This window comes from Gordonia sp. PS3, assembly GCF_041950545.1.
In the GTDB taxonomy this organism is placed as follows: domain Bacteria; phylum Actinomycetota; class Actinomycetes; order Mycobacteriales; family Mycobacteriaceae; genus Gordonia; species Gordonia sihwensis.
Genome location: NZ_CP169524.1, coordinates 2,198,913 through 2,218,721, shown reverse-complemented (window position 1 = coordinate 2,218,721; position 19,809 = coordinate 2,198,913). Strand labels below are relative to the sequence as shown.

22 protein-coding genes are annotated in these 19,809 nt (G+C 69.1%); 18 read left to right on the top strand and 4 right to left on the bottom strand.

Features of this window, described 5'->3' with window-relative positions; genetic code table 11:
- On the top strand, positions 1-489 hold the full coding sequence (locus ACE11G_RS10275; RefSeq protein WP_006896233.1) for a hypothetical protein: 489 nt from the start codon (positions 1-3) through the stop codon (positions 487-489).
- 27 nt (positions 490-516) lie between these two features.
- Positions 517-969: a flavodoxin family protein gene (locus ACE11G_RS10270; protein ID WP_006896234.1), complete on the top strand. Its 453-nt coding sequence runs from the start codon at positions 517-519 to the stop codon at positions 967-969.
- A 179-nt stretch (positions 970-1,148) separates the two neighbouring features.
- Here ACE11G_RS10270 and ACE11G_RS10265 read toward each other — a convergent pair whose 3' ends face one another.
- Positions 1,149-1,676 (bottom strand): hypothetical protein, encoded by a 528-nt coding sequence (locus tag ACE11G_RS10265; protein WP_006896235.1) that lies wholly within the window; start codon positions 1,674-1,676, stop codon positions 1,149-1,151.
- 236 nt (positions 1,677-1,912) lie between these two features.
- Between ACE11G_RS10265 and ACE11G_RS10260 the strand changes: the two genes are divergently transcribed.
- The 10 genes from ACE11G_RS10260 (at position 1,913) to ACE11G_RS10215 (ending at position 9,504) form a co-directional block, all read left to right on the top strand.
- Positions 1,913-2,719, top strand: a complete 807-nt coding sequence (locus tag ACE11G_RS10260; RefSeq protein ID WP_006896236.1) for a thymidylate synthase — start codon at positions 1,913-1,915, stop codon at positions 2,717-2,719.
- Between the two features lie 33 nt (positions 2,720-2,752).
- Positions 2,753-3,241 (top strand): dihydrofolate reductase, encoded by a 489-nt coding sequence (locus tag ACE11G_RS10255; protein ID WP_006896237.1) that lies wholly within the window; start codon positions 2,753-2,755, stop codon positions 3,239-3,241.
- The gene (locus ACE11G_RS10250) at positions 3,238-3,969 is read left to right on the top strand and encodes a class I SAM-dependent methyltransferase (protein ID WP_006896238.1); all 732 of its coding nucleotides are present in this window, start codon (positions 3,238-3,240) and stop codon (positions 3,967-3,969) included. Before ACE11G_RS10255 ends, ACE11G_RS10250 begins: the two co-directional genes overlap by 4 nt.
- 1 nt (position 3,970) lies before the next feature.
- Positions 3,971-4,384, top strand: a complete 414-nt coding sequence (locus ACE11G_RS10245; RefSeq protein WP_006896239.1) for a helix-turn-helix domain-containing protein — start codon at positions 3,971-3,973, stop codon at positions 4,382-4,384.
- Positions 4,385-4,462: 78 nt separating this feature from the next.
- Positions 4,463-4,870: a VOC family protein gene (locus ACE11G_RS10240; protein ID WP_006896240.1), complete on the top strand. Its 408-nt coding sequence runs from the start codon at positions 4,463-4,465 to the stop codon at positions 4,868-4,870.
- Between the two features lie 32 nt (positions 4,871-4,902).
- Positions 4,903-5,250 carry a nitroreductase/quinone reductase family protein gene (locus tag ACE11G_RS10235; protein ID WP_006896241.1) on the top strand — a complete coding sequence of 116 codons (348 nt, stop codon included), beginning with the start codon at positions 4,903-4,905 and terminating at the stop codon, positions 5,248-5,250.
- Between the two features lie 8 nt (positions 5,251-5,258).
- Complete coding sequence (locus ACE11G_RS10230; protein WP_006896242.1) at positions 5,259-6,488, top strand: winged helix-turn-helix domain-containing protein; 1,230 nt, start codon at positions 5,259-5,261, stop codon at positions 6,486-6,488.
- A gap of 13 nt (positions 6,489-6,501) precedes the next feature.
- A complete protein-coding gene (locus ACE11G_RS10225; RefSeq protein ID WP_006896243.1) occupies positions 6,502-7,728 on the top strand; it encodes a CaiB/BaiF CoA-transferase family protein in 1,227 nt (408 codons plus the stop codon).
- Positions 7,725-8,672 (top strand): hydroxymethylglutaryl-CoA lyase, encoded by a 948-nt coding sequence (locus ACE11G_RS10220; protein WP_006896244.1) that lies wholly within the window; start codon positions 7,725-7,727, stop codon positions 8,670-8,672. The genes ACE11G_RS10225 and ACE11G_RS10220 overlap by 4 nt, the downstream gene beginning before the upstream one ends.
- Before the next feature lie 67 nt (positions 8,673-8,739).
- A complete protein-coding gene (locus tag ACE11G_RS10215) occupies positions 8,740-9,504 on the top strand; it encodes an HAD-IIB family hydrolase (protein WP_045540388.1) in 765 nt (254 codons plus the stop codon).
- Between the two features lie 24 nt (positions 9,505-9,528).
- Here the strand turns inward: ACE11G_RS10215 and ACE11G_RS10210 are convergent, their stop codons facing one another.
- Entirely contained in the window at positions 9,529-10,374 is an 846-nt protein-coding gene (locus ACE11G_RS10210; RefSeq protein ID WP_006896246.1) for a tyrosine-protein phosphatase, read from the bottom strand.
- 133 nt (positions 10,375-10,507) lie between these two features.
- Between ACE11G_RS10210 and thyX the strand changes: the two genes are divergently transcribed.
- The 6 genes from thyX to ACE11G_RS10180 all read left to right on the top strand — a co-directional run bounded on the left by thyX (position 10,508) and on the right by ACE11G_RS10180 (position 18,922).
- A complete protein-coding gene (thyX, locus tag ACE11G_RS10205) occupies positions 10,508-11,257 on the top strand; it encodes an FAD-dependent thymidylate synthase (RefSeq protein ID WP_006896247.1) in 750 nt (249 codons plus the stop codon).
- A 38-nt stretch (positions 11,258-11,295) separates the two neighbouring features.
- Positions 11,296-12,201, top strand: a complete 906-nt coding sequence (gene dapA / locus ACE11G_RS10200) for a 4-hydroxy-tetrahydrodipicolinate synthase (protein ID WP_006896248.1) — start codon at positions 11,296-11,298, stop codon at positions 12,199-12,201.
- Positions 12,201-14,102: a ribonuclease J gene (locus ACE11G_RS10195; protein ID WP_006896249.1), complete on the top strand. Its 1,902-nt coding sequence runs from the start codon at positions 12,201-12,203 to the stop codon at positions 14,100-14,102. Before dapA ends, ACE11G_RS10195 begins: the two co-directional genes overlap by 1 nt.
- The gene (locus ACE11G_RS10190; protein ID WP_006896250.1) at positions 14,099-14,731 is read left to right on the top strand and encodes a TIGR03085 family metal-binding protein; all 633 of its coding nucleotides are present in this window, start codon (positions 14,099-14,101) and stop codon (positions 14,729-14,731) included. The genes ACE11G_RS10195 and ACE11G_RS10190 overlap by 4 nt, the downstream gene beginning before the upstream one ends.
- A gap of 342 nt (positions 14,732-15,073) precedes the next feature.
- Positions 15,074-17,743: a DNA translocase FtsK gene (locus ACE11G_RS10185; protein ID WP_006896252.1), complete on the top strand. Its 2,670-nt coding sequence runs from the start codon at positions 15,074-15,076 to the stop codon at positions 17,741-17,743.
- A 171-nt stretch (positions 17,744-17,914) separates the two neighbouring features.
- Positions 17,915-18,922, top strand: coding sequence for a TerC family protein (locus ACE11G_RS10180; protein WP_006896253.1), 1,008 nt, complete (start codon positions 17,915-17,917; stop codon positions 18,920-18,922).
- On the opposite strand, the gene ACE11G_RS10175 is transcribed toward ACE11G_RS10180, so the two are convergent.
- Positions 18,916-19,197 (bottom strand): YciI family protein, encoded by a 282-nt coding sequence (locus tag ACE11G_RS10175; protein WP_006896254.1) that lies wholly within the window; start codon positions 19,195-19,197, stop codon positions 18,916-18,918. The two genes, ACE11G_RS10180 and ACE11G_RS10175, sit on opposite strands and share 7 nt — an antisense overlap.
- Positions 19,198-19,219: 22 nt before the next feature.
- On the bottom strand, positions 19,220-19,753 hold the full coding sequence (locus ACE11G_RS10170; RefSeq protein ID WP_006896255.1) for an amino-acid N-acetyltransferase: 534 nt from the start codon (positions 19,751-19,753) through the stop codon (positions 19,220-19,222).
- Positions 19,754-19,809 lie beyond the last annotated feature (56 nt).

Here is a 19,809-nt window from a genome sequence, read left to right as displayed (position 1 = left end):
GTGGCTGCGAAGAAGAAGGCCGACGCCCGGCCGATCGTCGCGCTCATCGCCTTCCTGGTGGTCGCGCTCTGCGTGTACTTCGTCCTGCTGAGCCGGACCGCGATCGGCCTGATCTCCGACGGCGGTGTCGTCGGCATCGGGCTCGGCGTCGGTGTGATCGTGCTGCCGCTGCTCGGCGTCTGGATGGTGGTGTCGACGCTGCGGTCGGGGATCGAGCATCAGCGGATGGTGGCGGCCGCGCAGGATCTGGGGCGCGACCTCGACGTGGACGACCTGCCCCGGCGGCCCTCGGGGCGGATCGAGAAAAACGCCGCCCTGGAACTTTTCGAGCAGGTCAAGGTGGAATGGGAGGCCGACCCGTCCGACTGGGTGAGCACCTATCGCATCGCTCGCGCCTACGACTACGCGGGCGACCGCTCGCGGGCGCGCGAGATGATGCGGCGCGCCGCGGAGCAGTATCGGGCGGCGAAGGCCGAGCAGCGGTCGTGATCGCGCGATCGGGGGCATGATGGCGTCATGGCTCGATTGCTGATCGTTCACCACACGCCCTCGCCGCACTGCCAGGCGATGTTCGAGGCGGTGATCGCCGGCGCCACCGATCCCGAGATCGAGGGGGTCGAGGTGGTGCGCCGCGCGGCGCTGTCGGTATCCACGAGCGACTTCCTCGACGCCGACGGGTACGTGCTCGGCAGCCCGGCGAATCTCGGCTCCATTTCAGGTGCCCTCAAACACGCCTTCGATTGTTCGTACTACCAGATCCTCGACTCGACGCGGGGTCGCCCGTTCGGGCTGTACCTACACGGCAACGAGGGGACCGAAGGCGCGGAGAACATGATCGACCGCATCACCGCCGGACTCGGCTGGGAGAAGTCCGCCGAGTACGTCATCGCCGCGAACAAGCCGGACAAGGCGGTGCTTGAGGCGTGCTGGGATCTGGGGGCGACGGTCGCCGCCGGACTCATGGGATAGCACCAAGGTCTGCGTGAGGCACAGTCATACACAAGCGTGATGGAGGTTGTCGGACCCACCGCTGACGCCGGTGAACGGCAGGCTCACCTGGGGCTGCGCAGAGACGCCGAGGACCTGCCAGAACGGACTCCGACAGGGCTCGATGCGTAGTCGACCCGGCGGGTGCAGAGGCGGTCCGGTCAGGTGGACGTCTCGTTGATGCGAGTCCACGCTGCCTGCATCTCGGCGGTCACGTCGGTGCCGACCGAACGGACCCAGCGCAGGGTCGGCTGCCGCCCATTGACGTGGGCGACCACTTTGGTCTGCTCGATGTCGGCGGCGTCGACCTCACGCGCTTCGATCAGCTGGAAGTCGAGGTCGAACACCAGGAACACGGCGGTGGTGAAGTCAGTCGAACGGAACGCGCTGAACTTCGCTGCGGTGCCTGCGGATCGCACACCCATCGCCTTGACCTGGATGCGCTGCCCACCCGGCGCTGTGATGTCGTGGGACCTGGTACTGTTCGGCTCCAGCACACCGCCGCGTGCGGCATGGACCACCGCCTCGGCGACGTCGCCGAGCGGCTTGTTGCTGGTGCGTACGAGGCCGCGTCGACGTAGCTCAGCGATGATGGCGGCGTCGAGCCGGAGCAGGTCTTGCACTCCGAGGGCAGTCAGGTCGACGGGGCGACGATCGGTGTCCTTGCTGCTGGTGTAGTCCGTGAACACGTTGTCGAATCAAGTCCGTTCAGTCGGCAGGCCGAGTTCTGGTCGGCGGTCGCTCGCCGATCGACGACGGACGACCGACGGGCTCTTGCTCGTGCTGCACTTCTGTGCGCCATCCAGTTCTCGGATCAAGAATACGCAGTCGGAGAGTCGGAAGACGGCTCCGTGGATGGGTGAGCCGGAACCGCCGATCTCGCCGCTGCGACCGGGACCGGCGAACGCTCGCTAGACTCGACGGCGTGAGCGCGCCGATCCCGACCCCGTACGAGGACCTGCTGAGACTGGTGCTGGAGACCGGAACCCCGAAGGCCGACCGCACCGGGACCGGAACACGCAGCGTGTTCGGCCACCAGATGCGCTTCGACCTCGCGCAGGGCTTTCCTCTGATCACCACCAAGAAGGTGCATCTCAAGTCGATCATCTACGAACTCCTGTGGTTCCTGCGCGGCGACTCGAACGTCCGGTGGCTGCAGGAGCACGGGGTGAGCATCTGGGACGAGTGGGCGTCGCCGGACGGGGAGCTCGGCCCGGTCTACGGCGTGCAGTGGCGCAACTGGCCCACGCCGTCGGGTGAGCACGTCGACCAGATCGCCCTGGCGCTGGAGACGCTGACCACCGACCCCGACTCGCGGCGCAACATCGTATCCGCGTGGAACGTCGGAGAGATTCCGCAGATGGCGCTGCCGCCGTGCCACGCGTTCTTCCAGTTCTACGTCGCCGACGGGCGGCTGAGCTGCCAGCTGTACCAGCGCAGCGCCGACCTGTTCCTCGGCGTTCCGTTCAACATCGCGTCCTACGCCCTGCTCACGCACATGATGGCGCAGCAGGCCGAGCTGGAGGTCGGCGAGTTCGTGTGGACCGGCGGCGACTGCCACATCTACGACAACCACGTCGACCAGGTGCGCGAGCAGCTCTCGCGCGAACCGCTGCCGTATCCGACGCTCAAGTTGCGCAGGGCCGACTCGATCTTCGACTACCAGTACGACGACTTCGAGGTCGTGGGATACCGGTCGCATCCGGCGATCAAAGCGCCGGTCGCGGTCTGAGCCGGTGACACCCTCCTCGGGAACGGAGCGGACATGACAATCACCCTGGTGTGGGCGCAGGACCGCGCGGGAGCCATCGGCCGCGCCGGCGTGATCCCGTGGCGCGTCCCGGAGGACATGCGGCGCTTCAAGGAGATCACCGGCGGCTCGACCGTGATCATGGGTCGCAAGACCTGGGAGTCGTTGCCGACCGCGGTGCGTCCGCTGCCCGGGCGGCGCAACATCGTGATCACGCGGGCGCGCGACTACCGCGCCGACGGTGCCGAGATCGTCGCCGGCCTCGAGGCGGCGCTGGACGCGGCGGGCGAGGCGGCCGCGGTGATCGGCGGCGGGGAGATCTACGCCGCGGCCATCGACCGGGCCACACACCTGCGGGTCACCGAGATCGACGTGCTGGTGGACGGCGCCGACGCCTTCGCACCCGTCGTGGATCCCGACCGATGGGAGTCGGTGACCGTCGGCGAGTGGCTGTACTCGTCGACCGGCACGCTGTACCGGTTCATCGACTACCGGCGACGGTGAGGTGGTTCAGCGCGGGCGGTGACGACTACGCCCGCTATCGGCCGACGTACCCGGTCGCACTGGTCGACGCCCTCGCCTCGGCGGCGCCGGACACTCGCCGCGCGGTCGACGTCGGCTGCGGAACCGGCCAGCTCACCGCGCTGCTGGCCGAGCGCTTCACCGGCGTCGTCGGACTCGATCCGGCGGGCGAGCAGATAGCTCACGCGGTGACCGCGGGCAACATCGACTACCGCGTCTGTGCGGCCGAGCACCTCGCAGTCGAAGACCACACCGCGGACCTGGTCACGGCCGCGCAGGCCGCGCACTGGTTCGATCTGAGCGCGTTCTACGGCGAGGTGCGCCGGATCGCGGTCGACGACGCAGTGCTGGCCTTGATCACATACGGGGTCCTCGTGCTCGACGACGATCTGGCGGACCGGTTCGGGACGTTCTACCGCGAGGAGATCGGACCCTACTGGCCGTCCGAGCGCCGGCACGTCGACAACGGCTACGCCGAGCTGGAGTTCCCGTTCGAGCGTCTCGACACACCGGCGGTCACCATCGAACGATCGTGGACGCTCGAGGAGTTCGTCGGCTACCTCGGCACCTGGTCCGCGGTCCGCCGCGCCGGCGAGGCCGATGCCGGCGGGCTCGTCGACGCACTCGCCGCCGACCTCGCGCCGCGCTGGGGCGACGACCGCCGCGTCGTGCGATGGCCGGTGACGGTCATCGCCGGGAGGGTGCGCTGACATGCCCGGTCCGTCCACCCCGCAGTCTCCGGAGACGCTCGCCCACCTCCGTCGCGCTCGGGACCTGATGGATCGCGAATACGCCGAACCCCTCGACGTGCCGACGATGGCGCGCCGGGCGCTGATGTCCACGGCGCATTTCAGCCGGGAGTTCAAGATCGCGTACGGCGAGACCCCGTACGGCTACCTGGTCACGAGGCGGGTGGAACGGGCGATGGCGCTGCTCCGGTCCGGTATGAGCGTCACCGATGCGTGCGTCGAGGTCGGGTTCACCTCGCTCGGCTCGTTCAGTTCCACGTTCCGGCGCCTGACGGGGGAGACGCCCAGCGCCTACCGGGCGCGCTCGCACGAGCCTCTCGAGGGGCTGCCGTCGTGTATGACCAAGATCCTCGCGCGTCCGATGCCGTTCGGCTGACGCCCCGAGGAGCACGGCCGTGGGAACCGAGCAGTTTTCGAGAAGCACGGCGACGGCGGGACCTCTAGCGTTGTCCGCATGACGAACATCGAACTGACCTACTGTCCCATCACCGTCGACGACATCGACGCCGCACTCGGCTTCTACCGCGACGCCCTCGGTCTGGAGGTGACGCGCGACGTCGCCAACGGCGACCACCACTGGGTCACCCTGCGCCTGCCCGATCAGCCGTCGGTCGAGGTGGTGCTGTCGCAGCCCGGAGGCGGCCGCTCGCCCGAGGACGCCGAGGCGATCCACCGTCTCGTCGCCAAGGGCATGATGCCGCCGATCGTGTTCCGCTCCGACGATCTCGATGCGATCTTCGAGAAGGTCTCCGCGTCCGGAGCCGAAGTGCTCCAGGAGCCGATCGATCAGCCGTGGGGGCCGCGGGACTGTGCGTTCCGCGACCCCGCCGGGAACATGGTCCGCATCAACGCCGCCGGCTGACGCGCGGGCGCGGCGCGGATAGGCTCGTCGAGATGAACACGTTTCAGCGAGTCGCGCACGGTGTCAACAGGCTGGTGGCCCCGATTCTGAGGGCGCCCGTGGTCGGTGGGATGCTGTCGAGATCGATGACCGAGATCACCTACACCGGCCGGCGGAGTGGGAAGCAGTTCTCGCTGCCGGTCGCATACCGCCGCCGCGGCGCCGACGAGGTGATCGTCGGCGTCGCGATGCCGGACAAGAAGAACTGGTGGCGCAACTTCGATCCCGGACCGGCGCCGATCGGGATCCGGCTCGAGGGCGTCGACCGCACCGGCACGGCTGTCGCGAAGTCCACGGACGAGGGCACCGCGGTGTACATCACCCTCGACGCCGTACACTGATGACGGCGATGCGCGCCGAACTCTCGGTGGCGCAGGCCCGCCGCATCGCCCTTGCGGCGCAGGGATTCGCGGATCCGCCGCCGGCGGGCGAGCCGACCCGTAGACATCTGCGACGAGTGCTGAGCCGCACACGGCTGCTTCAGCTCGACTCGGTGAACGTCCTCGCGCGAGCGCACTACCTCCCCGCGTTCAGCCGGCTCGGAGCGTATCGTGACGGGCTTCTCGACGGCGCGGCCTGGCGCCCGAGGGCGCGGAGCCCGCGGCTGCTCGCCGAGTACTGGGCACACGAAGCGGCCCTGGTTCCGGTCGACGACTGGCCGCTGTTCGGCTGGCGGATGGACGAGTACCGCGACGGCCGCTACCGCCATACGCGAGAGGTGCTGCAGCGCAACAGGTCCCGTGCGGCCGACGTGCTCGCCGTGATCACCGATCAAGGTGCGATGACCCCGCGCGAGATCGAGGACGCGCTCGGCATCACGCGGGCTCCGGCCGAGCGCGGCTCCTGGTGGATGCGCGGTGAGGTGAAGCATCTGTGCGAGGCGATGTTCGCCGCCGGCTCGCTGTCGGCCGTGCGGAGCCCGCACTTCCACCGGCACTACGACCTCGCCGAGCGCATCGTCGGCGCCGAGCGCGTCGGTGTCACGGTCGGCCGGCGAGATGCGCACCGCGAGCTGGTGTCCCGCGCCGCGGCCGCGCACGGGGTCGCGACGGCGGCCGACCTGGCCGACTACTACCGCTTGCGGACCGCCGAGGTCCGCGATGTGCTGGGCGACCTCGTCGACGCCGGAGTGGTGGCGCAGGTGCGGGTCGACGGCTGGAGCGAGCCGGCCTATCTGCACCGCGACGCGCGGCTGCCGCGCCGAGTACCGCATTCGACGCTGCTGTCGCCCTTCGATCCGCTGGTGTTCTACCGCCCGCGCACCGAGCGGCTCTTCGGCTTCCGCTACCGGATCGAGATCTACGTACCCGAACACAAACGGGTGCACGGATACTACGTGCTGCCGTATCTTATGGACGAGGAACTGACGGCTCGCGTCGACCTCAAAGCCGACCGCGCCGCGGGAGTCCTCCGGGTGCTCTCGGCACACGCGGAGCCGGGCGCCGACACCGCGCGGGTCGCGCGGTCGCTGGCCGTCGACCTGGCGGCGCTGGCCGACTGGCGCGGCCTCGACCGGGTGGAGGTCACCGGACGCGGCGACCTCGGTCCCGCCTTGCGATCCGAAGCCGCCCCCGGCTAATAGGCTGGCAGGCGTGAACTCTCCACAACACCAGCGGAGGCTGCCGCTCGACGGGGTCCGGGTGCTCGAGCTCGGCAACTACATCGCGGCGCCGACCGCCGGGCGCATGCTGGCCGACTTCGGCGCCGAGGTCATCAAGATCGAACGTGAGACCGGCGACGAACTCCGCAACTGGCGCCTGTACGACGGCGAGACGTCGATGCTGTTCCGGACGATCAATCGGAACAAGAAGTCCGTGGTGCTCGACCTCAAGACCGAACAGGGGCGCGAGGACGTCAAAAGCCTTGCCGCGCACTGCGATGTGGTTCTCGAGAACTTCCGTCCCGGGACTCTGGAGCGATGGGGGCTGGGCCCCGAGGCGCTCAGCGAGGCGAACCCGGACCTGATCTTCGTCCGCATCTCCGCGTTCGGTCAGACCGGCCCCTATTCGGAAAGGCCGGGCTTCGCGGCGGTCGCCGAAGCCTACGGCGGGTTCCGCGAACTGGTCGGCGACCCCGATCGGCCGCCGGTGCGCGTCGGGGTCTCGATCGGGGATTCGATCGCTGGACTCTACGGAGCCTTCGGCGCCGTGATGGCGCTCTACGAGCGTCTGCGCAGGCGCGACGAGAACCGCGGCGGCGACGGTGAGCCCGGACTGCCGTTGGCCGATCGGATCGTCGACGTCGCCCTGAACGAGGCGATCTTCTCGATGATGGAGTCGCTGGTGCCCGACCTCGGGGCGTACGGGGTGAAGCGAGAACGGACCGGCGGACGCATGGAGGGCATCGCACCGTCGAACGGCTATCTCTGCCGGGACGGCAGTTCCGTCGTCATCTCGGGCAACGCGGATGCGATCTTCCCCCGCTACATGAGAGCGATCGGCCGCGACGATCTCGCCGACGACCCCGATCTGGCCACCAACGACGGCCGGTGGCGGCGGCGCGACGAGATCGACGCGGCGATCGGGGAGTGGACCGGCGCGAGGTCGCGCGACGAGGTGCTCGCCGTGCTCGACGACGCGGCCGTCCCCGCGGGCCCGATCTACACCGCCGCCGACATCGTCGCGGACGAGCAGTACCGCGCACGGAACATGATTCAGGAGTTCGACGTCGACGCCGGCGGCCCCGAGCCGCGCCGGGTCGCGTTCCCGGGCATCGTCCCGGTACTCGGCGAGACCTCGCTGCCGATCCGCTCGGTCGGCCCCGACCTGGGTGAGCACACCGACGAGATCCGCGCGCGTTTTCTGGGAGGACGGCGATGAGCGCGCAGTCGGCCTCCGGAGCCACGGACTATTCGCAGGTCGCCCTCCGGGACGTGACCCTGCGTGACGGACTGCAGCTCACCGGCAAGGTGCTCGACGTCGAAGTCCGCGTGGCACTGGCACGCACCCTGTTGGCGGCGGGTGTGCCCGAACTCGAGATCGGTTCGATGGCGCGACCCGATCTGGTTCCGCCGATGGCGGGCACCCTCGACATCGTCGCGCAACTGACGCCGGACGAACTCGACCGCTGCTGGGTGTGGGTCGCCACCCCGAGACACGTCGAGAAGGCCGCCGCGGCGGGCGTCCGGAACTTTCAGTACTGCCTGTCGGTGTCGGACGCGCACAACAAGGCGAACATCGGCCGGTCCGCCGAGGACAGCATCGCCGCCATGCCGCGAGCCGTCGCGGCGGCCAAGGAGGCGGGCGGCCGCATCCAACTCTGTCTGGCCACCGCGTTCACCTGCCCGTTCGACGGTCCGGTGGACCCGGATCGTGTCCGCGGCATCGTCGCCGACCCGCGCACGGCGGACGCCGACGACGTGGTGCTCGCCGACACGCTCGGCCAGGCCCACCCCGATCAGGTGCGCGACCTGTTCGCGACCGTCGGCGCGGGCGAACGCAGGCTCGTCTTCCACGGACACGACACCTGGGGGATGGGCGTCGCGAACTCGCTGGCCGCCGCCGACGGCGGCGCCCGACTGGTGGACGGTGCGCTCGGCGGACTCGGCGGCTGCCCGTTCGCTCCCGGCGCCAGCGGCAACACCGCGAGTGAGGACCTCCTCTTCGCCACTCGCCCCGGATACCTGACGCCGGCCGTGCTCGCGGACCTCGTCCGTGCGGGTGAACGGCTGCTCGCCGAACTCGGTGAACGGTCGCGGTCGAAGGCCGCGCAGGGAGCGCGGTCCAAGGCGCAGGCCTTCGACTGGGTCATCGCCGGGGACTGACCCGCACCGGCCCGGGACCGGCGCCCGGCTACACTTCTGCGCGCACACTTAACGGAAGGGTGGACACGTGTCCGTCACGCACAACGGCAAGACCTACCGACTCGTCATGTTCGATCTCGACGACACCCTGGCGCCGTCGAAGACCGCGATGAGCGACGAGATGGTCGGGCTGTTCCGGGAACTGCTCGCCGGAAGCATGGGCTGCATCATCTCCGGCGGTCAGTACGGGCAATTCCAGTCGCAGGTCCTCGACCGGCTCGGCGACTTCGCGGACCGCGGCAACCTGCACCTGATGCCCACCAACGGCACCCGCTACGTCCGGTGGTCCGGCCGGGATTGGGAGACGGTGTACGCCGAGGACCTCTCCGACCACCAGAAGGCCGAGGCCATGCGGGTGGTGGAGGCCGGCGCACGTGAGCTCGGGCTCTGGGAGGAGAAGACCTGGGGCCCGATCCTGGAGGACCGCGGCAGTCAGGTCACCTTCTCCGCGCTCGGCCAGTCCGCGCCGGTCGACGCGAAGGCGGCGTGGGATCCGGACGGGCGCAAGAAGGAGTCGCTGCGTGCGTACGCCGCCGAGCGGCTGCCCGACCTCGAGGTCCGCAGCGGCGGATCGACGTCGGTCGACATCACGGCGAAGGGGATCGACAAGGCCTACGGGGCGCGCCGTCTGATGGAGATCCTCGGCCTGGGCACCGACGACATCCTGTTCTTCGGCGACCGTCTCGACGAGGGCGGCAACGACCGTCCGGTGGCTGAACTCGGCATCGACGCGGTCGCCGTCCACGGCTGGCAGGACACCTACGCGAAGCTGGGCGCCATCGTCCGCGGCTGACGCGCCGCGCCGGCCACCGGGGCCTCAGCTCAGCAGGCTGCTCCGGAGCGAGTCGACGTCCTCATCCGTCAGGCGCAGCCCCTTGCGGAGGTAGCCGTCCATCGAGCCGTAGACGCGATCAGCGGCCGCGAAGGCCGAGTTCAGCATCGAGATGTCCACGCCGTTGATCGGGTCGGTGGCCGATGCACGCCGATAGTGGTTGGAGGCGAGATAGTCCGCCTCGATCGTCGCGCGGTCGACACCGAGGACGGTCAGCAGGACGGCCGCCACCCAGCCGGTGCGGTCCTTGCCCGCCGAACAGTGGAAAAGCGTGGTCCGGCCGGTCTTCGCCGTCTTCGCGATCTCGAGGACGGCCGTGCGGAGCTGAGCGCGCGCGTTGGCGTCGGTGACGAATTCCGGATACGCCGACGCGACGTCGATCAGACTCAGCGGCGACACCTGTCCGAGGACGTCCGCACTCACCTGGCGCGTGCCGGGCACGCGACGGTCGGGTTGGACTGCCCGCTCGATACCGGTCCGCAGATCGATCACCGTCGCCAGACCGCGGGCGCGCAGCGCTGAGATGTCGGATGCGGTGAGCCGCGAGAGATTGTCGCTCCGCAGCACGAGTCCGTTGACATGCCGACCGTCGGCGGCGCGATAGCCCTCGAGCGTCCTGGTGTTGATCGTCCCCTCCAGCCCGATCTCCCGTCCGGGCGTGATCGCCGAGTTCGTGACGGCGGCCGTGGCCACCGGTGATGCGGCGGCAGGTGCGGCCAGGGCCGGAGAGGAGGCCGTCGGAACGACCACGGTGACGGACAGGGCGGTGACGGACAGGGCGGCGGACAGGGCGAGGGCCGCGAGGCGACGGCGGCGGATCGAAGAGCTCACTGGACCGATGATGCACCACCGGCCCGGATGCCGCAGGACGAACCGGATGCGAGACAATCGAGGCTCGAGGCTGTCCGGGTGCCATGACCCGCAGAGCCCGTCATGAGCCGCTGCAGTGCCGAGGAGTTGCGACGTGTCCGAATTAGTGCCGCTGAAGGTCCAGCTGGTCGCGGCAACGCAGTTCATGCCGCCGGAGGTGGACTGGGATACCGACGCCGACGGTGGTGAGGCCCTCATCGAGTTCGCCGGTCGCGCCTGCTACGAGAGCTGGCACAAGCCGAATCCGCGCACCGCCACCAACGCCGGCTATCTGCGTCACGTCCTGGAGGTGGGCCACACGTCGTTGTTCGAACACGCCACGTGCACCTTCTACATCACCGGGATCTCCCGGTCGTGCACGCACGAGCTGATCCGTCATCGCCACTTCTCCTACTCGCAGCTCTCGCAGCGCTTCGTCCCCGAACACGATTCCAACGTGGTCGCGCCGCCGGCGATCCGCGGTGACGAGCGCCTCGAGGAGTTGTTCGTCGAAGCGACCGACGCGGCGCGGCGCGCCTATGCCGACCTCCTGGCCGAGCTCGAGGCCAAGTTCGCCGACGTCCCGAATGCGATCCTGCGGCACAAGCAGGCCCGACAGGCGGCCCGCTCGGTGCTGCCGAATGCGACGGAGACGCGGATCGTCGTGACCGGCAACTACCGGGCCTGGCGCCACTTCATCGGAATGCGGGCGACCGAGCACGCGGACGTCGAGATCCGCCAGCTGGCCGTGGAATGCCTGCGCCGGCTCCGCGAGGTGGCACCGACGGCGTTCGGGGACTTCGAAATCGGCGAACTCGCCGACGGAACCGAAGTCGCGACCTCGCCCTTCGTATTCGAGGGCTGAGCGCGGCGATCGGCCCGTCAGACGGTAGCCTGAGCGGCATGAACTCGGCTGACGCAGGAATTGCGGAACACCCGTTCGGGACGGTTTCGGTGGCAATGGTGACCCCCTTCACTCGGGAGGGGAAGGTCGATCTCGACAAAGCCGCGGAGCTGGCCGCTCACCTGGTCGACGGGGGCTGTGACGCCATCGTCGTGAACGGCACCACCGGTGAGTCGCCGACCACCACGGTGCAGGAGAAGAACGACCTTCTGCGGGTCGCGCTCGACGCGGTCGGCGACCGCGCGAAGGTCGTCCACGGGGCCGGCAGCTACGACACCGCCGAGTCGGCGCGGCGCGTCCGCGAAGCGGAGGAGATCGGCGCGGACGGCGTGCTGATCGTCACCCCGTATTACAGCAAGCCGCCCCAGTCGGGTGTCCTAGCACACTTCCGCACCATCGCCGACGCGTCGAGTCTGCCGGTGATGCTGTACGACATCCCGCCGCGGTCGGTGATCCCGATCGAGACCGAGACCATCCTGCGCCTCGCCGAGCACCCCAACATCAAAGCCGTCAAAGACGCCAAGGGCGATCTGCATGCGGCGTCGAAGATCCTGGCGGCCACCGACCTGGAGTACCTGTCCGGGGAGGACGCACTGAACCTGCCGTGGCTGTCGATCGGCGCCACCGGTTTCGTCAGCGTCATCGGCCATCTCGTGCCGGGCCGGCTCCGCGATCTGCGGGCCGCCGTGCTCGCCGGCGACCTCGCGCAGGCGCGCCGGCTCGCCGACTCGATGGCACCGCTGGTCGACGCGATGGGTCGGCTCGGCGGAGTGTGCATGGTCAAGACGGCCCTGCGCATCACCGGTCTGGAAGTGGGGGATCCGCGGTTGCCGCAGGTCGCGGCCGAACCCGCCCAGATCGAAGCACTCATCACGGATCTGCGCGCAGCCGAGGTGATCTCCTGATGGCCGACAACAGCAACAACACCGCCGGCGACAACAGCGGTAACGGCAACGCCGACGGGGGCGGCCGCAAGGGCGGCGGTCGTCGGCGGGCCTCACGCAAGGCGGGCCCGCCCGCCGACCACCCGAACAAGGCGCGGGCGGCCGATTCAGGCGCCGCGAAACTGCCTCCGCAGGTGGCCGCGGCCACCGGATCGAGCGTCACGGGCGACGTCATCGACCGGCTGCCCGCCCCGCCGAAGCTGCCCAAGGGCGGACTCCGCGTCGTCGCGCTCGGCGGCATCGGTGAGATCGGCCGCAACATGACCGTCTTCGAGTACGACGGCAAGCTGCTCGTCGTGGACTGCGGCGTGCTCTTCCCCGAGGACCAGCAGCCCGGCGTCGACCTGATCCTGCCCGACTTCGGCTACATCGAAGACCGCGTCGAGGACATCGAAGCAGTGGTCCTGACGCACGGCCACGAAGACCACATCGGCGCAGTGCCCTTCCTGCTCAAGCTCCGCGGCGACATCCCGATCGTCGGTTCCCGGTTCACGCTCGCACTGGTCGCGGCCAAGTGCCGCGAACACCGCCTGCGGCCGAAGCTGGTCCAGGTGGCCGAGGGCGATCGCCTCTCGCACGGCGGATTCGACTGCGAGTACTTCGCGGTGAACCACTCGATCCCCGACGCGCTCGCCGTCGCGATCCGTACACCGGCCGGTCTGGTCCTGCACACGGGCGACATCAAGCTCGATCAGCTGCCGCTGGACAACCGTCTCACCGACCTGGCCGGCTTCAGCAGACTCGGCGACGAGGGCGTCGACCTGTTCCTGGTGGACTCGACCAACGCCGAGGTCCCCGGTTTCGTCACCCCCGAGCGTGAGATCGGCGGCGTCCTCGACACCGTCATCGGCAAGGCCCGCCAGCGCGTGATCGTCGCCTCCTTCGCGAGCCACGTCCACCGGATCCAGCAGATCGTCGACGTGGCACACCGGCACGGTCGGCGCGTGACCTTCGTCGGCCGGTCGATGGTCCGGAACATGCAGATCGCGCAAGACCTCGGTTACCTCACGGTGCCGGACGGCGTGGTGGTGGACATGGACACCGCGGCCACCCTGCCCGACCACCGGCTGGTGCTCATCTCCACCGGCTCGCAGGGAGAGCCGCTCTCGGCCCTCTCGCGCATGGCTCGCGGTGAGCACCGCCAGATCAACATCCGCGCCGACGACCTCGTGGTCCTCGCGTCGTCGCTGATCCCGGGCAACGAGAACTCCGTGTTCGCCGTGGTGAACGGTCTCGCCAAGCGCGGCGCCACCGTGGTGACCCAGGCCAGCGCCAAGGTCCACGTCTCCGGCCATGCCTCCGCGGGCGAGTTGCTGTACCTCTACAACGCGGTGCGCCCGTCGAATGCCATGCCCGTGCACGGTGAATGGCGCCACCTGCGCGCCAATGCCGCGCTCGCCGAGGCCACAGGGGTTCCCGCCGACCGGATCGTCCTCGCCGAGGACGGAGTGGTCGTCGACCTGGTGGACGGACGCGCCAGGATCACCGGCCGCGTGCCGGTCGGATACGTCTACGTCGACGGACTCTCGGTCGGCGACGTCGGGGAATCGACGCTCTCGGACCGCCTCGTGCTCGGCGAAGGCGGCTTCATCTCCATCTCGGTGGCGGTGGACGCGTCGACGGGTGCCGCGGTGAGCAAGCCGACGGTGTCCGGCCGCGGCTTCTCCGACGATCCCGGCGCCCTGAACGACGCCGCCGAACTGGTGAACAAGGCGCTCGTCGAACTGGCCAACGAAGGGGTCACCGACACACACCGGATCGCTCAGGGCGTGCGGCGCGCGGTGGGTCGATGGGTGGCTGAGAAGTACCGGCGCCGGCCGATGATCGTCCCGACCGTCATCGCGGTGGGGGAGCGGCGGTGAATCTCGCCCGATCCGAGCGGGCGGCGCTCGTCGAGACGATGCGCCGGACGGGGCCCGACGCCCCCACGCTGTGTGCGGGCTGGGACAACCGTGATCTCGCGATCCACCTGATCCTGCGGGAACGCAGGCTCGATGCGACAGCGGGCATCTTCATCGGCCCGCTGGCCGGACACACCGCTGCCGTCGCCGACAGCTACGCCGACAAGCCCTGGGACGAGCTGCTGGCCATGTTGTCGGACGGGCCGCCCTGGTACTCGCCGTTCCGGGTGGCCGACCGCTTCCTCAACCTCGCCGAGATGTTCGTTCATCACGAGGACGTGCTGCGCGGGGGCGCCGATCCGGCCGGTCCGTTCCTGCCGCGGCAGGTGTCGCCGGATCTCGAGCGGGCTCTAGAGCTTCCGCTGCGGACGGTGGGACGCCGGATCATGGCGGGCTCTCCCGTGCGGGCCACCCTGCGCACCGGGGACGGTCGGGAGGTGATGAGCGTGGGCCGCGGCCAGCCGGTGGGAGTGTCCGGCTCGGTCGGGGAACTGCTGCTCTTCGCGTTCGGCCGTGCACCGGTCGACGTGGAGTTCTCCGGTTCTCCGGCAGCGATAGCGAGCCTGCGCAGTGCCCACCGGACGTTGTGAACCGGTCACGAAATCGACACGACCGTGATCTCTGCGGTGTTGCCAGTGTGACTGATGTGATTGGCGGGCATTAGGCTGGAGGCCATGGCTTCCAATGCATCAACGCGCAGCCGCTCATCCGAGACTTCGGGGAAGCCGAAGTCGTCGGCCGGCGGCCGGTCGCGCAGCGGCGCCTCACGTGGGGGGACTCGGGCCACGGCGACGGCACGGCCCAAGTCCGGACAGGGCGGCCGCGGCGGTGCGCGCAAGCCGCCCGCAGACCGGGCCGGAACCGCGCGCCGCCCGGCGCACTCGCAGGATCTCAAGCGCCGGCCGGCGGAACGGTCGTCGGTGGCGCGGGGGATGGGCCGGGCCGCAGCGGCGACCTGGAACCTCGCCGCACGCGGTCTGGGCGGCGTCGCACGCATCGGTGCTCACCGGGACGAGGCGCCGTCGCAGGGACGCGACAGCGCGGGTCTGGCTCTCACACTCGCCGCAGCGCTGGTCGCGCTCGGCGTCTGGTTCACCGCACTGGGGCCGGTCGGGGCATTCGTCGACACGCTCGTCCGGGCGGGTTTCGGCGCGCTCGCCTACGGCGTCCCCGTGTTCCTGGTCGCCGTCGCGGTGCTGGTGATGCGGTTTCCGGCCAACCCGGAGCGTCGTCTGCGCAATGTCGCGGGGACGTTGCTGATCGCAGTTCCGGTGCTCGCCCTCACGCACCTGATGCACGGCGCACCGACCGGCTACGACGCCCGCGCCCGATCGGCGGGCTTCGTCGGCTACGTACTGGGTTCGCCGCTGACGAACGCGGTCACGGTCTGGGTCACCGTCCCCCTGTTCCTGCTTCTGGCCGCCTTCGGCGTGCTCGCCCTCAGCGGACGGACACTGGGCGAGGTGGTCGCCGCCACGTCGGACTACCTGGGCCTGGGGGCGGAGTACGACTACGAGTACGACGACTACGGGCCCGACGACTACGGGCCCGACGACGAGTACGACGAGTACGGACCGGACGACTACGGCGACGAGCCGAAGCCGGATGCGGCGGACGAGCGCCGTGCCGATCCGGACGCGGCGATCGACTACGGCGACCCGTACCGGAACTACCCGCCCGATACGCGGCGCCGTCCCCGCTCCGGCGGTGCGTCGCCGCGCAGGCGCAGGACCGCCGGGCAGGACCGCGACTCGCACATGGCCGATCTGCTGACCGAGCCGTTGATCGACGCGCCGCTGCCGGCGTCCGCACGCCGGTCCGGGGCGGGGGAGCCTTCCTTCGACGTTCCCGTCGACGACAATCCGACCGCGCCGCTGGGCGACCTCAGCGATGTCCTCGGCGACGACGGTCTGGACGGCGGCGCTCTCGACTCCGGTGCTCTCGACAGCGATGCCTTCGACGCCGACGACCACGAGTCGTACGAGCCGACTCCCGCGGCGCGCCCGCGCCGCCGGCCGGCTCCCGCACCGGCGACCGCTCGCAAGCCGGTCACGACCGCTCCTCCCGCAGCGCCGTCGGGCGGTTCGTTCCTCGATCAGGACCCCGAATCGGGATATCTCCTGCCGCCGGCCGACCTGCTGGTGCAGGGCGAGCCCGCCAAGCTGGGGACCTCTGCCAACGACGAGATGATCGACCGCATCAACAGTGTGCTCGAGCAGTTCAAGGTCGATGCCGCGGTCACCGGATACACCCGGGGTCCGACGGTGACGCGGTACGAGGTGGAGCTGGGCCCGGCCGTCAAGGTCGAGAAGATCACCCAGTTGCAGCGCAATATCGCCTACGCCGTCGCCACCGACAACGTGCGTCTGCTGGCGCCGATCCCGGGCAAGTCGGCGGTCGGCATCGAGGTGCCGAACTCCGACCGTGAGATGGTGCGCCTCTCGGACGTCCTCGCGGCGCCGACGACGCGCAAGGAGAATCATCCGCTCGTCATCGGTCTCGGCAAAGACATCGAGGGCGACTTCGTGAGCGCCAACCTCGCGAAGATGCCGCATCTGCTGGTGGCGGGTTCCACCGGTTCGGGCAAGTCGAGCTTCGTGAACTCGATGCTCGTGTCGCTGCTGACCCGCGCCACACCCGAAGAGGTGCGGATGATCCTCATCGATCCGAAGATGGTGGAACTCACGCCGTACGAGGGCATTCCGCATCTGATCACACCGATCATCACCGAGCCGAAGAAGGCGGCGGCCGCGCTCGCCTGGCTGGTGGAGGAGATGGAGCAGCGCTACCAGGACATGAAGGCGTCCCGGGTGCGGCACATCAATGACTTCAACGCCAAGGTCCGATCGGGTGAGATCACCACTCCGCTCGGATCGGAGCGGGTGTACAAGCCGTACCCGTACATCGTCGCGATCGTCGACGAGCTCGCCGATCTGATGATGACGGCGCCGCGTGACGTGGAGGAGGCGATCGTCCGCATCACGCAGAAGGCGCGTGCCGCGGGCATCCACCTGGTCCTCGCCACGCAGCGACCGTCGGTGGACGTGGTCACCGGCCTGATCAAGACGAACGTCCCGAGCCGACTGGCCTTCGCCACCAGTTCGCTGACCGATTCCCGGGTGATCCTCGACCAGCCGGGGGCGGAGAAGCTGATCGGCATGGGCGACGGTCTGTTCCTCCCGATGGGTGCGAACAAGCCGATCCGCATGCAGGGCGCGTTCATCACCGACGAGGAGATCTCGGCCGTCGTCGAGTTCACCCGCGAGCAGTCCGAACCGGACTACACCGAAGGCGTCACGACGGCCAAGGCCGGCGAGAAGAAGGACATCGACGCCGACATCGGCAACGATCTCGACGATCTGCTGCAGGCCATCGAGCTCGTGGTGTCGAGCCAGTTCGGTTCGACGTCGATGCTCCAGCGGAAGCTGCGCGTCGGATTCGCCAAGGCAGGCCGGTTGATGGACCTGATGGAGACGCGCGGCATCGTCGGCCCCAGCGAGGGATCGAAGGCCCGCGAGGTCCTGGTCAAGCCCGAGGACCTCGCCGGTGTCATCGCCTCGATCACCGGGGGAGGCGGCGAGGACGCCGATCCGTTAAACTGACGGAGATCTTGGAGGGGAGTATCCCCGCCTCGCAGGCGTTCCCGTCAGTACGGAACGGTGGTGCGGCATCCGCGGATCGGATGCCGTGCACCGCTCCCGGGGCCGCCGCCGGCGCCGCCGGTGGGAGAGACCTCCAGCATCGTCGCTTCGTGCTACGTGTTGGAGGAATTCATGAATGCCACTGTCGTGACCTGGTTGGTCACCGGGGCGGTGATCCTGGGCCTGTTCGTCTTCGACTTCTTCGCCCACGTCCGTACCCCGCATGAGCCCACGCTCCGCGAGTCCGGATTCTGGTCGGCGGTCTACATCGGCATCGCCGTCCTGTTCGGCGGATTCGTCTGGTGGAAATGGGGCGGAACCTACGGCGGCGAGTACTTCGCCGGTTACGTCACCGAGAAGGCGCTCTCGGTCGACAACCTGTTCGTGTTCGTGGTCATCATGACGTCGTTCGCCGTACCGCGCGTCTACCAGCAGAAGGTGCTGCTCCTCGGCATCGTGATGGCGCTCGTCATGCGCGGCGCCTTCATCGCGGTCGGCGCCGCCGCCATCAACGCCTACAGCTGGGTGTTCTATCTGTTCGGGCTCATCCTGCTCGTGACGGCGGTGAAGCTGCTCAAGGAGAGCGACGAGCCCGCCGTGCACGAACGCGAGCGCGAGAGCCGCCTCGAACGGTTCGTCAAGAAGTGGTTCCGCGCCACCGACGTCTACGACGGTGACCGTCTCACCACCAAGATCGACGGCAAGCGCTACATCACCCCGCTGCTGGTGGTGCTGATCATCATCGGTTTCACCGACGTGCTGTTCGCCCTCGACTCCATTCCGGCGATCTACGGACTCACCCAGGAGCCGTACCTGGTGTTCACCGCCAACGCCTTCGCGCTGATGGGTCTGCGGCAGCTCTACTTCCTGCTCGGCGGCATGCTCGACAGGCTGATCTACCTCTCGTACGGTCTGTCGCTGATCCTGGCCTTCATCGGCGTGAAGCTGGTCCTGCACGCGCTCCACGAGAACACGCTGCCGTTCATCAACGGCGGCGAGTCCGTTCCGGTGCCGGAGATCGGCACTCCTCTGTCGCTGGGCATCATCGGCGGCACCCTGCTGGCGACCACGGTGGCCAGCCTGGTGGTCAGCCGCAAGCGCAGTCGCGACGCGGCCGACGTCCGACCCTCGCGTCAGTAGGGGCCGAAGACCTGCGTCAGCTCTTTGACGGAGACGGCGGCGACGGCCGACTCGCGCGCGAACGGGTCCTGCGCAAGCAGGTCGCGAGCGGCGTCGGCGTCGTCGGCCGTGATCATCAGGAGCGCGCCGCTGCCGTCGGAGTACGGACCCACGAACTGGAGACGGCCGGCCTCGTGCTGTGCACTCAGCCAGGTCCGGTGCTCGGGCCGGAACCGGTCCCGCACCGCCGCGGCCTCCGGGGCGTAGGTGTATTCGACGGCGAAGAAGCCGGCCATGTCCGATGTCCTTCCGTGGCGGTCACAGATGCGCGAGCATCCGGGTGTTTCCGAGGGTGTTGGGTTTGACGAAGCTGAGATCGAGGAACTCGGCGACACCTGTGTCGTACGACCGGCACATCTCCTCGAAGACCTCGCGGGAGACCGGGGTGCCGTCGATCTCCACGAAGCCGTGCCGGGAGAAGAACTGCGTCTCGAAGGTGAGGACGAAGACCCGCTCCAATTCGAGTTCGCGGGCCACATCCATCAACCGGTCGACGATCTTGTGCCCGATGCCGCGACCGGCGTGCGCGGTGTCGACGGCGACCGTGCGGACCTCGCCGAGGTCCGACCACATCACGTGCAGGGCGCCGCAACCGACCACCTCTCCGCCGTTTTCGGCGACCCAGAACTCCTGGACCGACTCGTAGAGGGTGACCAGGTTCTTGTCGAGCAGGATCTTGCCGGCGTAGATGTCGATCAGTTCCTTGATGCGGGGAACATCCGATGTCCGGGCACGGCGGACGAGGACCGATGAGGGCTCGCCGGTGCGGGAATCGGGTTGTTCGCTCAGCATGCCATCGAGAGTAGCCGCAGGTCCGAGCGCGCCCTTCGGGAGTCTGAGAAAAGCGT

Bases quoted from the DNA above. Each gene is read 5' to 3' on its own strand.
- ACE11G_RS10230 (WP_006896242.1), top strand. From the start codon at position 5,259: ATGCGCGCCGAACTCTCGGTGGCGCAGGCCCGCCGCATCGCCCTTGCG.
- ACE11G_RS10195 (WP_006896249.1), top strand. From the start codon at position 12,201: ATGGCCGACAACAGCAACAACACCGCCGGCGACAACAGCGGTAACGGC.
- ACE11G_RS10220 (WP_006896244.1), top strand. From the start codon at position 7,725: ATGAGCGCGCAGTCGGCCTCCGGAGCCACGGACTATTCGCAGGTCGCC.
- ACE11G_RS10270 (WP_006896234.1), top strand. From the start codon at position 517: ATGGCTCGATTGCTGATCGTTCACCACACGCCCTCGCCGCACTGCCAG.
- ACE11G_RS10180 (WP_006896253.1), top strand. From the start codon at position 17,915: ATGAATGCCACTGTCGTGACCTGGTTGGTCACCGGGGCGGTGATCCTG.
- ACE11G_RS10235 (WP_006896241.1), top strand. From the start codon at position 4,903: ATGAACACGTTTCAGCGAGTCGCGCACGGTGTCAACAGGCTGGTGGCC.
- ACE11G_RS10245 (WP_006896239.1), top strand. From the start codon at position 3,971: ATGCCCGGTCCGTCCACCCCGCAGTCTCCGGAGACGCTCGCCCACCTC.
- ACE11G_RS10255 (WP_006896237.1), top strand. From the start codon at position 2,753: ATGACAATCACCCTGGTGTGGGCGCAGGACCGCGCGGGAGCCATCGGC.
- dapA (WP_006896248.1), top strand. From the start codon at position 11,296: ATGAACTCGGCTGACGCAGGAATTGCGGAACACCCGTTCGGGACGGTT.
- ACE11G_RS10185 (WP_006896252.1), top strand. From the start codon at position 15,074: ATGGGCCGGGCCGCAGCGGCGACCTGGAACCTCGCCGCACGCGGTCTG.
- ACE11G_RS10175 (WP_006896254.1), bottom strand. From the start codon at position 19,197: ATGGCCGGCTTCTTCGCCGTCGAATACACCTACGCCCCGGAGGCCGCG.
- ACE11G_RS10170 (WP_006896255.1), bottom strand. From the start codon at position 19,753: ATGCTGAGCGAACAACCCGATTCCCGCACCGGCGAGCCCTCATCGGTC.
- ACE11G_RS10240 (WP_006896240.1), top strand. From the start codon at position 4,463: ATGACGAACATCGAACTGACCTACTGTCCCATCACCGTCGACGACATC.